Origin of the sequence: Pseudoalteromonas shioyasakiensis (assembly GCF_001550135.1) — a bacterium.
Lineage (GTDB): Bacteria > Pseudomonadota > Gammaproteobacteria > Enterobacterales > Alteromonadaceae > Pseudoalteromonas > Pseudoalteromonas shioyasakiensis.
Map to the genome: position 1 here is coordinate 193665 of NZ_LRUE01000013.1, position 12344 is coordinate 206008.

The 12344-nt window shown below is 40.2% G+C and carries 9 protein-coding genes and 3 tRNA genes; 6 read left to right on the forward strand and 6 right to left on the reverse strand.

All coding sequences use genetic code 11. The features are described from left to right. Nucleotides 1-39 precede the first annotated feature (39 nt). Nucleotides 40-2367: an aerobic respiration two-component sensor histidine kinase ArcB gene (gene arcB, locus PASHI_RS06185; RefSeq protein WP_062564932.1), complete on the forward strand. Its 2328-nt coding sequence runs from the start codon at nucleotides 40-42 to the stop codon at nucleotides 2365-2367. Nucleotides 2368-2373: 6 nt separating this feature from the next. Here the strand turns inward: arcB and arcA are convergent, their stop codons facing one another. The 5 genes from arcA to trmB all read right to left on the reverse strand — a co-directional run bounded on the left by arcA (nucleotide 2374) and on the right by trmB (nucleotide 7228). Continuing rightward, nucleotides 2374-3090 carry a two-component system response regulator ArcA gene (gene arcA, locus PASHI_RS06190; protein WP_054551295.1) on the reverse strand — a complete coding sequence of 239 codons (717 nt, stop codon included), beginning with the start codon at nucleotides 3088-3090 and terminating at the stop codon, nucleotides 2374-2376. Between the two features lie 105 nt (nucleotides 3091-3195). Further along, nucleotides 3196-3717 carry a YfiR family protein gene (locus PASHI_RS06195; RefSeq protein ID WP_062564933.1) on the reverse strand — a complete coding sequence of 174 codons (522 nt, stop codon included), beginning with the start codon at nucleotides 3715-3717 and terminating at the stop codon, nucleotides 3196-3198. Continuing rightward, nucleotides 3717-5339: an ATP-binding protein gene (locus PASHI_RS06200; RefSeq protein ID WP_062564934.1), complete on the reverse strand. Its 1623-nt coding sequence runs from the start codon at nucleotides 5337-5339 to the stop codon at nucleotides 3717-3719. Before PASHI_RS06200 ends, PASHI_RS06195 begins: the two co-directional genes overlap by 1 nt. A 118-nt stretch (nucleotides 5340-5457) precedes the next feature. Next, nucleotides 5458-6486: a 16S rRNA (guanine(1207)-N(2))-methyltransferase RsmC gene (rsmC, locus tag PASHI_RS06205; RefSeq protein ID WP_062564935.1), complete on the reverse strand. Its 1029-nt coding sequence runs from the start codon at nucleotides 6484-6486 to the stop codon at nucleotides 5458-5460. A 16-nt stretch (nucleotides 6487-6502) separates the two neighbouring features. After that, nucleotides 6503-7228 (reverse strand): tRNA (guanosine(46)-N7)-methyltransferase TrmB, encoded by a 726-nt coding sequence (gene trmB / locus PASHI_RS06210; RefSeq protein WP_054560769.1) that lies wholly within the window; start codon nucleotides 7226-7228, stop codon nucleotides 6503-6505. Between the two features lie 218 nt (nucleotides 7229-7446). On the opposite strand from trmB, the gene mutY reads away from it, so the two are divergent. Both mutY and PASHI_RS06220 read left to right on the forward strand, forming a co-directional pair. Further along, entirely contained in the window at nucleotides 7447-8523 is a 1077-nt protein-coding gene (gene mutY / locus PASHI_RS06215; RefSeq protein ID WP_425272496.1) for an A/G-specific adenine glycosylase, read from the forward strand. A 15-nt stretch (nucleotides 8524-8538) separates the two neighbouring features. Further along, nucleotides 8539-8811, forward strand: a complete 273-nt coding sequence (locus PASHI_RS06220; protein WP_036970432.1) for an oxidative damage protection protein — start codon at nucleotides 8539-8541, stop codon at nucleotides 8809-8811. Between the two features lie 40 nt (nucleotides 8812-8851). Here the strand turns inward: PASHI_RS06220 and PASHI_RS06225 are convergent, their stop codons facing one another. Beyond that, nucleotides 8852-11617 carry a hybrid sensor histidine kinase/response regulator gene (locus tag PASHI_RS06225; RefSeq protein ID WP_062564937.1) on the reverse strand — a complete coding sequence of 922 codons (2766 nt, stop codon included), beginning with the start codon at nucleotides 11615-11617 and terminating at the stop codon, nucleotides 8852-8854. 313 nt (nucleotides 11618-11930) lie between these two features. On the opposite strand from PASHI_RS06225, the gene PASHI_RS06230 reads away from it, so the two are divergent. From PASHI_RS06230 to PASHI_RS06240, 3 genes are all read left to right on the forward strand, one after another. Beyond that, nucleotides 11931-12006 (forward strand) — tRNA-Phe (locus PASHI_RS06230). A 70-nt stretch (nucleotides 12007-12076) separates the two neighbouring features. Continuing rightward, nucleotides 12077-12152: transfer RNA gene (locus PASHI_RS06235), tRNA-Thr, on the forward strand. Between the two features lie 114 nt (nucleotides 12153-12266). Then, a tRNA-Phe gene (locus tag PASHI_RS06240) sits at nucleotides 12267-12342 on the forward strand. The last annotated feature ends 2 nt before the right edge of the window (nucleotides 12343-12344 follow it).

A 12344-nucleotide genomic window follows, 5' to 3' on the forward strand; every position in this document is an offset into this window, starting at 1 on the left:
TATGCTGTTTTTTTTCGATTATGTGCCTAAGCTTTATATATGATTGATTCTTCTTTGAGTCCGTGGGCTCGCACTCTCTCAAGCTTTATTTCTAAGTACGGTGAGTTTAAAACTGCCGCCGCCTGTTATGCCTTATTATTGGTCATGTCGCTGATCTTATCGTGCATGTTTTATTATGTTGCAGTTGGAACGGTGACTTTAGTTGATGTTTTGGCCGTGATGTTCTTCACTGCGGTGGTATCGCCGATTTTAATCACTGTACTGCTTAACTCAATTCGCCAATTAGAAGCTTCTTATAGCTACCTAGATAGCGCAACCAAACAAGAAAAACTGCTTAACCAAACGCTAAAAGACAACATCAGTCGCTTAAACGAAGAGATTGATGAGCGTAAAATGGCGTTTCATGCCAAGCATAGAGCGATTGAAGAGCTTAGACGCGAAATCGCCGAGCGTAAAAAAACTCAACAAGAGCTTGCGCAACAAGGCATGCTATTGCGCTCTATTGTCGACTCATCTCCCGATTTATTTTATTACCGCGATAACAATGGTGTATTTGCTGGCTGTAATAAAATGTTTGAACAAGTGATAGGTAAAAGCAGCGATGAGTTAATCGGTAAGAGTGTTGAAGAAATCTACCCAAGTGATTATTTACCAGAAGTACTGCGCACCGACAAAAAAGTATCTCAAACCCACCAAGCTCTTACACTTGACGTTGAATACCCCGTTGATGGTGAAAAGCGCTGGTTTGAAATGCGTAAGCTACCTTTTATTAATGAAAAAGGTGAGTACATAGGTTTACTTGCCTTTGGCCGTGATATCACCAGTCGTAAAGAGGCAGCTCAAGCCCTTGAAGCAGCTTATAAAGATAAAGGTAAGTTCATTGCAACTTTAAGCCATGAATTAAGAACGCCGCTTAACGGTATTGTGGGTTTAACCCGCATGCTACTTGATACTGAACTCGATAAACAGCAACGTAGTTGGTGTAATACGGTGTTTTCAAGTGCTGAAACCCTTGGCAATATTTTTAACGATATTATCGACTTGGATAAAATTGACCGTGAGCAGCTCGATATTGTTGCTGACTCAGTTAATGTGGCCGATTTTATTAATGACGTAGTGAATTTTGCAGGCTTAATTGCTGAACAAAAAGGTCTTGAGTTCAATATTAAACGTAAAGGCACACTGGATGTTTACGCGTCTCTTGATCCGACCCGTTTACGCCAAGTTGTTTGGAACCTTATCAATAATGCCGTTAAGTTTACTCAGCAAGGCCATGTAGAGCTTGAATGTCGTCGTGAGAATCGTGCCGATGGTCCGTGGTTAGTGATGCGTGTGAGCGACACGGGTCAAGGTATTCCACAAGAGCAGCTGCATCGTATTTTTGACATGTACTACAAAGCACCAGATATCAACGGCACTAATGCTATTGGCTCTGGTATCGGCCTTGCGGTAACAAAAGCACTTGTTAGCGCAATGAAAGGTGAAATTAATGTCAGCAGTACTGAAGGTGAGGGCAGTGTTTTTGTTGTTGAAATACCGCTTAAGCTTTGTATTGCGCCTACCGAGCAAAGTTATGCGGTACGCAGCTTAAACATTCTTTTAGTAGAAGATGTGCCGCTAAATGCTGAAATTGCTACTAACTTACTTGAGCAGCGTGGCCACGAAGTTATTTGGGCTGAAACTGGTGAGGATGCGCTGTCGTTTGTTTACACAGAAGATGACTTAGACCTAGTTTTACTTGATATGCAATTACCTGATATCAATGGTGATGAAGTTGCTCGTCAAATTCGTGACGATGAACACTTTGATAACTTACCAATCGTTGCCTTGACTGCCAACGTGCGTAGCGCCGAAGAAGAGCTTGCTGGTATTAATATTCAAGGCGCACTCGCTAAGCCTATCAACACCACAAAACTCGATAAAATGCTCGGTGAGTTATTTGATATCAAGCAGCAACAAAACTGTCAGCCTGAGCCAATCAAAGCAGTAGCTGAAAAAGACTTATCGGGTATTCGTGTTGAGCTGCTCGATATAGAAACCATCGAAGACTTTGTAGGCTCAATGGGGCTGGTTATATTTAATCGCAGCTGTGAGTTATTTAATAAGTTAAACCCTCAGTACCAAACTGAGCTGGCAGATGCGTTAGCGGCAGATGATAGAGAAGAGTACAAATCGGTGGCACATAAATTAAAAGGTGCAGCTGGCTCTGTAGGCTTAAACGATGTGCAGTTACATGCTAAGAAGATGGAACATGGGGCGCTTGAAGAGAGTAGCGAAGAGTTACAGCAGTGGCTTGAAGAATTAGCAGTGAAAATAAATGAAGGGCGTGACGCCCTCCAATTATTCTTACAACAGTTAGAAGATTAATTCTAATTAGCTGTCGATTTTACCAATGAAACGATAGCCTTCACCATGGATGGTGCTGATCAGCTCAGATGTGCTGTTATCGCTTTCAAAGTGTTTTCTGATACGACGAATTGTTACGTCTACAGTACGGTCGTTAGCGCGAAGCTCACGGCCAGTCATGTGCTTGATTAATTGCTCACGGCTGAAAATACGGCCCGGTGAGTCAAGCATTAAGCGTAGCGCGCGGTATTCACCTTTAGGTAAACGTTTAGCGTCGCCGCTTGGAGATGTTAAACAACGGCTGTTTTCATCAAGTTCCCAACCGTTAAATGTGATAACACCATTTGTTTCGATATTCGCTTCTTCGCCACCTAGGGCTGTGCGCGAAATAAGGTTACGAGCACGAATAGTTAATTCGCGAGGGTTGAATGGTTTAGTGATGTAATCATCAGCACCAATTTCAAGACCTAAAATGCGATCAACGTCGTTGTCACGACCTGTTAAGAAAATTAAACCAACGTTACGTTTTTGACGTAATTCACGCGCTAAGATTAGCCCGTTTTTACCTGGTAGGTTGATGTCCATAACTACAAGGTTCACATCATCATTATTTGTAAGCTTGTCATGCATATCATCGCCATCAATGGCTTCAATAACTTTGTAACCTTCAGCTTCAAATAAACTAACGAGGTTTAGTCGAGTTACGTCTTCATCCTCTACGATCAGAATGACTGGCGTTTGCATTGTATATTAACCTTTTCGGAAATTTTATTTACAAAAATTCGGTATTATCAAGCAAAACCGAATACTAGAGATTATAGGATTAGATCCAATTGTTAACAAGTAAAATCAATTTGGATAAAACTTAGCCATAGCTAACAATCGAGATTGCACTTTAAAGTTATGCTGCAATACGTGCTGCTTATTGATATACAGTCGGATTTTATTTCCTTCTTGAACCAGAGAGGCTATACCGCCATTTTCTAAAAAGCTGATACTTTCACCTATTGTTAAAGTATCCAATGAAATTGTATCGGTCCAAAGTGGAAGTATATCATTTTCTAATGTTTCATCAATGTATGTGATATCACAAACTTGAGAAAGTTCAGAAATTTGCTGGGTTTTTTTCACTAATATAACGTTAATTGGTTTTTTGTTAATTTGCAGTTCATTTCTATCTTTAAGGAACGCTCCAGGACCTTTATCTAAGTCATAAAAACAAAATGAAATAGGGGGAGGGTTCACTTGGTCATTAAACTTCGTGAACTTAGCAATTTGATACAAAAAGGCTGATTTAACTTGGTCCGGTGATTTGGCAAATGCAGGGCATACAGCAAGCAAAGCTAATAAGATACAACTCACTAATCTCATTACGCTGCACCTTCTTGCAATGGCAGAGTAATAATAAAGTGAGCCCCTTCGTCTGCTAGCTCATCGTATACGATGCTACCACCAAGTGCTTGAGTCACTAAGTTATAAACTAGGTGCATGCCCAAACCACTGCCACCTTCACCACGTTTAGTAGTTACAAATGGGTCGAAAATACGTTTGCGAATTGATTTCTCAACGCCAATACCGTTATCGAAGTAGTGAATACTCAAGCTACTTTCGTTGCGATCAACATTAAAGGTGATTTCGTTATTTTGATCATCACTAAATGCATGAATCACCGAGTTACTTAATAGCTGCTGTAACACTTGTTGTAACGGCCCAGATTTGGTTTCTATACTAATGTCATTGCTACAGTTAATCGTAATTTTAGGATTACGATATTGAATCTCTGAGCGCATCGACATCACCACATCATTTAATAAATCATTTAAATTGATTTTGGTGCTGACTTCTACATCTTGATTAACAGCCACTTTCTTAAAGCTAGATACGAGCTCAGCTGCACGGTTAAGATTGCGATAGATAAGATCGAGGTTTTCAATGCCGTCATTAATAAAGCGTTTTAAGTGTGCTGAAGTTAAAGTTTTTTGTTCAAACTGCGCGTGAATTTCTGCCAGCTTGTCACGTAACAGCGTTGAGCCTGTAATACCTAACCCAATAGGTGTGTTAACCTCATGAGCAACACCTGCAACCATTTGCCCCAGTGACGCCATTTTCTCATTTTCGACGATTTGGTTTTGGTATTGGTGCATACGCTCAAGGGTATTGAGCAGCTCTTGGTTAGCCTCACGTAATGCGATTGTGCGTTGGTTTACTTTTTCTTCAAGGCTTTGGTTAAGCTGTTTTATTTCTTGTTTGTCTTTTTCGTGGCGCTCAATTTGTTTTTGAGTGCGCGAGAGCATGATATTTAAGCTGCCCGCTAGCTGGTTTATTTCATCAATATTGGTTTTTTGTGCGCGAGTATCATAGTTATGGTTTTTCGATACGTCCTGTAGCAGGTTACTTAGCTCATCAATAGGGTTTGCAATACGTTTTTGAATACGTCTAGCGACAAAATACACCAGTACTAAAACGAACAGGGTCAGTAAAATATCGATGATAATTTTACGATTAATATATTGGTTTAACCTGTCTAAGCCGCCGCGAACGTAAACATAACCGATGGTATCCCCTTCGTATACGATAGGGGTTATTAGCTCTATATCTTTATCTGTGAAGCGTGGCTCTAACAGGTTATCTATGCTGCCAACTTTAATGGGTACTGGTGGTGTACGGTTGGCATTAAAGCTACTAAAAAACACCGGCTCGTTAGATAACTCATCGATTGAGTAGATATGGATGTTTTTAATAAGCGGCACAGATTCAAATGACTTTAAGCGCTCAGATTCGGTTTCGTTATCATCAAACAGCACGGTGATTTGGGCGTTGTAGGCAATTATTTTCGATAAAATAGAGATCTTATCGACAATCAGCGACTTTTGCTCTTTTACATCTAGGTAGGTCGAAATAGAAATAGACAAAGACAAGCATAACGCAGTGACTAGCATTACCGCATTGGTCAACGCTTTACGAATACTTGTTTGTGTCGAAAATATCGGCATGCGCTATAGAAGGCCAGAATTTTTGTTATTAGTAAGAGTTTAGTCTAGCAAAGACATTTGAAAGTAACTAAATATTTTAAAAAATATTTTTGCTACGAATAAGCTATTTACTCAACTTTTATTTAGCTGAGTAAACGGCAAATTTAGTATTTTTGAAATCTGTGCTGTATTGGCCAAATTGTGCTTCTAAAATAGGTGGGTATTTTAAGAAGCTGTTTGCAACTATGGTCAATTTACCTTGCTTGCTCAAGTGTTGCTTTGCTGAGCTAAGAAATGCTTCGGCAATGGTGTAATCTGTGGCAATCCCCGTATGGAACGGTGGGTTACTGATGATTAGATCAAATTTACCATTAATATCAGTTAAGCCATCACTCAAAATCGCTTGGCCTTTGAGGTCATTTAACGCAAGTGTTTGCTCAGTGGCATAAGTTGCAAGCGCACTTACATCGCTACATACAAATTCAAGCTCAGGCTGCTTTAAACCTAAGTAAGTAGCAATAATGCCTGCGCCACAAGCAAAGTCGAGTACTTTACCCTTGCTAACAGTTGGCGCATTATTCAGAAGTACCGCAGTGCCTACATCAAGCGCACCGTGGTTAAATACCCCTGGCACACTGATCGCAGTAAATTCAATATCGCCGGCTTTTACTTGGAATTGTTTGTGGTAACGGCTGATAGCAAAGTTATCGTTTAGCGTAAGCTCAGAGAATAAATACAGAATACAGTGCTTGGCACTATCGATCTTGTTACTAAAACCACAGTGGTCTTTTAGTTGTTTCTCTGCTGATTTAACACCGCTTTTATTTTCACCTACTACAAATAGTTGCGCATCTTGATGACAAACAGCACGAATGTTATCAAGGCTCATTTGTGCTTCTGGCTTTGCTTTTGGGTAATAGTAGATAACTAAATCGTAGTTACCATTTGGAATAGTGTGATCAACCACTGCATGTATACCGGCTATTTTACTGGCATACATGGCATTTGCGTGGTTATAACTGAACGCAGTAATTTTTGCGTCGGGATTTAGCGCTTTAAGTTCGCGTAAAAAGCCATCTTGCTCAAAGTTAACCACTAAAATCGATTGTCCAACAAGTTCGTCTTCATTACGAAGCAATAGTAAACTTGGGTTGGTTAACTTACTCATGCTGCTTTACCTTTTATTACTTAGTACGCTCGAACATTAGATCCCATACGCCGTGACCTAAACGGTGACCGCGCTGCTCAAATTTTGTCAGTGGACGTGAATCTGGGCGAGGAACGTAATCGTTAGTTTCTGATTGGTTTTTGTAACCTTCAGCCACTTGCATTACTTCTAGCATATGCTCTGCATAATTTTCCCAGTCAGTGGCCATATGGAAAACACCGCCAATTTTTAATTTGCTACGTAATTTTTGTGCAAACTCTGGTTGTACGATACGACGCTTATGGTGACGTTTTTTATGCCATGGATCAGGGAAGAATAATTGCAGCTTAGATAAGCTTTCATCGGCAATACAGTCAGCAAGCACTTCAACCGCATCATGCTCGAATACGCGTAAGTTTGTTACACCAGCTTCATCGGCATCCATTAAACAAGCACCTACACCTGGGCGGTGAACTTCAATACCAATGAAGTTAAGTTCTGGTGCGTTTTTAGCCATTTCAACTAGCGATTTGCCCATACCAAAACCGATTTCTAGTACCACATCGTTATCGTTACCAAACACTTCTGCTAGGTTTAGCATGCCATTTTTGTGCTCAAGGCCCATAGTTGGCCAACACTTCTCGATGGCTGCCGCTTGGCCTTTTGTTAGGCGACCTTCGCGCTTAACGAAACTACGAATCGTGCGGATGTATTTACCCTCTTGCTTTGCTTGCTCGAGGTTTGGGTTACTTGAGTCACTCATATATTTTGGCCTGATTAAAATACTGACTATAGAAAAAGGTTGCGTATTATCCCTGACCTGCGCCTTGAGTACAATAGTCAAGGGCTGTTTATCTTTCGAGATTAATATTGCGACCATGTACGAGCAATTTAGACAGAGCAGAGCCTCTTCGGCTTGCTTGGCCTAACTAACTGCAATAGACTTGGCCGAAATGAGCTTCAGCAAGTAAAGATGTTATTTTGAATTTAAGCAATAAGGAGTCAACCTGGTTTGCAAACCAAGTGGTTGACTGGTACCACCTTCACGGTCGTAAAACTCTGCCATGGCAGCTAAATAAAACCCCTTATAAGGTATGGATCTCTGAGGTTATGCTACAGCAGACCCAAGTAGTAACTGTTATTCCTTACTTTGAAAAGTTTATGCAAAGCTTTCCTGACATCATTGCGCTTGCTAATGCCGATGAAGATCAGGTGCTTCACCATTGGACTGGGCTTGGCTATTACGCCCGTGCGCGCAACTTACATAAAACGGCAAAAATAGTTCGTGATAAATACCAAGGTAAATTTCCAACCACGCTTGAAGAGGTGATGGACTTGCCGGGTATTGGTCGTTCAACTGCTGGGGCAATTTTGTCTTTATCACTTGGCCAACATCATCCAATTTTAGATGGTAATGTTAAACGAGTACTGGCACGCTTTTTTATGGTTGAAGGCTGGTATGGAGTGAAAAAGGTCGAAAATCACCTTTGGTCATTATCATCGCAATTAACGCCTAAAGAGTCGGTCACTGAGTTTAATCAGGCAATGATGGATTTAGGCGCAAGTCTTTGTTCGCGGAGTAAGTTTGACTGTGAGCCTTGCCCTTTAAATAGTAAATGCCTTGCTTTTAAAGAAGGTAAAGTTAAAGAGTTCCCGCATTCAAAGCCGAAAAAGGCTGTGCCGAAAAAGTCATGTCATCAGCTTATAATAGCCTGCGATAATAAAGTACTTATGGAAAAGCGCCTAAGCTCAGGAATATGGGGTAGTTTATTTGGCTTTTTCGAGTTTAGCGAATTAACTGAGCTAGAAACATTTTTAGCCCAGCATGGTTTATCAACTAATACGCAGGCAATGGAAGCCTTTACCCATGTGTTTTCGCATTTTGAGCTGACTATCAACCCCTATGTTTTAACCTTGCCGAGCATTCCTGATCTTATAAATGAGCGGCAACTAGTTTGGTATCCGCTTGATGAGTCAGTTGAGGTTGGCCTTGCAGCCCCAACGAAAAAGCTGGTTAAACAATTAAGCGCAATAGATTACAATAGCATCACGCAATAAGAGTAGAGAGCAATTATGGCACGCACAGTATTTTGTCAAAAGTTACAAAAAGAAGCTGAAGGCTTAGGCTTCCAACTATACCCAGGTGAGCTTGGTGAAAAGATTTTCAACAACATCAGTAAAGAAGCATGGGGCCAATGGCAGCACAAGCAAACAATGTTGATCAACGAAAAACACCTGAACATGATGGATCCAGAGCACCGTGCTTTTTTAGAAGAGCAAATGGTAGGTTTCTTATTTGAAGGTAAAGACGTGGAAATTGAAGGCTACCGTCCACCAGAAAAATAAACGAAGAAATTAAAAGTAAAAAGGGCCAATAGGCCCTTTTTTAATGTGTTGCTTCTTGCTCAGCTCTTTGTATTTGTTCTTTTAAGAATTGAGCTACTTTGGAGTATTCAATTTCATAACTATCGCGCAGTTCAATTAAATCATCGCTTGATAGCTCATCTTCTTTGCAGCGTTTTTCAAATTCGGCAGCTAGTTCTGCAACTTTCATTGCACCAATCGTTTTTGAGATTGACTTGAGCTGATGACAGGCTGAAATGATTTTCTCTAAGTCTTGCTCAATAACACCACTGTTGATTTCTTTACTAAGTTGATTACTTTGCTCTAAATACATTTTGAAAAAGCGTAGTTTCTTTGCTTCATCATTGTTTACATAGTTAGCAAGCATCGCCATATCAATAGGCGCTGTTGGCCTTTTAACTTCAAGTTTAGTGGCTTCAGGATTCGTTTTGTATGCACATTTGTGTAAAGTGGCCTCGAGCACATTTAGCTCAACAGGCTTGGTGATGTAATCATTCATCCCTATGCTTAAACAGCGTTCTTTTTCGCCTTTAAGGGCATTGGCGGTGATAGCAATCACATAAGGTTGAGCGTTAATATCTTCAAGCTGCGATGCTTCATGACGAATTTTTTCAACCATATCGTAGCCTGACATTTTCGGCATGTGTAAATCTGTCAAGATAATTGAGTGTTTACCTTCACGCCATGCTTCAAGGCCTTTTTCACCATTTTCAGCTACTTCAACACCATAACCTAATAGATGGAGCTGATCAGTTAACACTTGCTGATTTAATACGTTGTCTTCAACAAGCAATACAAGTTTGTTCTCTTCGCGGGCTTTATCAACACTTAAATAGTCGTTAAATGACTTAGCCGAAGCAATTTGTTTTGGCTTATGTAAACCTGCCGCCACTAATAGCGACATCATAAAGTTAGACTTACACAGCGGTGCAGCATTTAAGTAGAAGATATTTTTATGATTAACAGCGGCTTCATCTAGCTTACTTAATACAATTACTTGCTGTTTATTGTCTTCTAAGGTGTATAGCAAGCGGCGTAAGATATAGTTAATATCTTCCATGGTTTCGATACCATCGAGGATCCAAATAATATCTTTTTTATCTTGTTCAGCTTCGATTTTGTCGCTGCTATCAGCAATAACAGGTGTTGCCCCCATAAATGATAGATAACGAGTAAGTAGTTTTTTGCGGCCATCATGATTGGTTACAACTACAACACGTTGGTCTTTCATTACCTGTTTGTGGGCATATTCAACTTTACCTTGTGTACTAAAAGGTAACTCGACAACAAACTCACTACCAATACCTAAATCACTTGTTACAGAGATGGTACCTAGCATTAGCTCAGTTAAGCTTTTACAAATCGATAAGCCTAAACCAGTACCACCGTATTCACGGGTGATTGAGCCTTCAGCTTGAATGAACGGGTTAAAGATTTCACGAAGCTGTGCTTGTGTCATACCCTTGCCGTTGTCTAATACGCTAAAACGTAGGGTGTAGTGATCAGTGGTGTTTTGAGCCACCTCTACCGAAATTTTAACGTGGCCTTTATGTTTATCATCAGTACTAGTGAACTTAATTGCATTACTGCATAGGTTATAAAGTACTTGGCGAACACGCACCGTATCACCAATCAAATTTGTAGGGATATCTGGCGCAATTGCTAGCTCTAATTCAAGGTCACGCTTTTTGGCCACCGATGATAAAACACGAGCGACCTCTTCAATGGTGTCTGACACTGAGAAAGGAATATTATCGATATTCAGTTTACCTGCTTCGATTTTCGAGAAATCGAGAATGTCATCTAATATACCTAATAAAGAAAATGCAGAATCACGAATAATTGTACTTAATCTGTGCTGCGCACCATCAAGCTCGGTTTGGCGGAGTAAGTCAATGGTACCGATAACCCCATTCATAGGGGTACGAATTTCATGGCTCATGGTTGCCAAGAAAGTCGTTTTGGTTTCGTTTGCCTGTTCGGCTTTGAGAGTTGCTTGCTCAAGAGCTAGAGTACGGTTTTGTACTTCGTTTTCTAGACCACTTTGTAGTTTCTGTAAATCTACCTGAGCAGCTTTGTTTTCTGTTATTGCTGATTGAACTTTATTAAGTAGTAAATTGATATTTTTTGCTACTGAATCCAAACCAAAATCTAGGTTTTCATTTACTTGGGCTTGGTAGTCAGCATTGTCTGTGATGGCCATTAATTCACTGCTTAATGACTCACTACTTTTAGTAAAACGCTTATTAATAAAGATACTTAAGGCAAAAGATAAAATAGCCAGTGCTACTAAAGTCAATGCGGCTAAACCATATGCAAGACCTGCAGACTGCGCAATGGGTTCAGCAATCGGGTGTTGCTTTATAACTAGTTCACCAACTGGTTGATCATTAAACTCTAACACCGTATGAATAAGGGTGTTTTGTTCTAGCTTTTGATTAACTTTACTGGCTTCGATTAGCTTTTTATTACTGGCGTATACAAGCGATACATCGCCGTTGAATTCATATCGATATAAATAGTAATCAAAACCATCATTAAGCAGGAGACTTAAATCGAGAACCTCTTTTACTTTATCTTGGCCAGGCATAGTTAATGCGCTGATTAGAGGTGCTGAAAGCTGATTTGATAATTGCTGCGTTGTGATAGTTGGTTTGCTATCTTGCTGAGTTACTTCACTTGTTGGATAAAAAGAGTAAGCAACAACCGCAAGTAGGGTGATGACAAGATTCGTGATTATAAAAAGCGGTAGTAGGCCTTTTACAGGTGAATTTGATTTACTTGGCATGGCTTTAGTCCAACAAATTATACAGCATCATTAAGCATATTCTTGATTATTGGACAATCCTACCATCTATGAAGAAAAATTCACCACGTTTTTAAGATAGGTAACCCTTTTATGATGAGGGTCAACCAAAAAGCACAAAGTTTGTAGATTAAATAAGCTAAAAACTATTAAAAACAGCAATCTTGATTGAAAACTGTGCAAACAGTTAGAATCCTCAAAAAAAAGTTGACTTGAGAAGGCAAAACCCGTTTAATACGCCGCACGCCCAGACAGCGACAACCAAATTTGTTGCTCATAAGTGCGTTTGAAATTTGCCCAGATAGCTCAGTCGGTAGAGCAGAGGATTGAAAATCCTCGTGTCGGTGGTTCGATTCCGCCTCTGGGCACCATTATTTAATATGTTGGTGTTTAATTTATGCTTTAGACATCAGTATCGTGCATAGCACACAGATTTAGTGTGCCGACTTAGCTCAGTTGGTAGAGCAACTGACTTGTAATCAGTAGGTCATCCGTTCAACTCGGATAGTCGGCACCATTTATTTAAACATCAAGCTTCTAGCTTTTTGTTATGCCCAGATAGCTCACTCGGTAGAGCCATCGGGAATTGCATTGAAAATCCTTGTTGATATTCTGCATAAAACTAAATTTTGCCCAGATAGCTCAGTCGGTAGAGCAGAGGATTGAAAATCCTCGTGTCGGTGGTTCGATTCCGCCTCTGGGCACCATT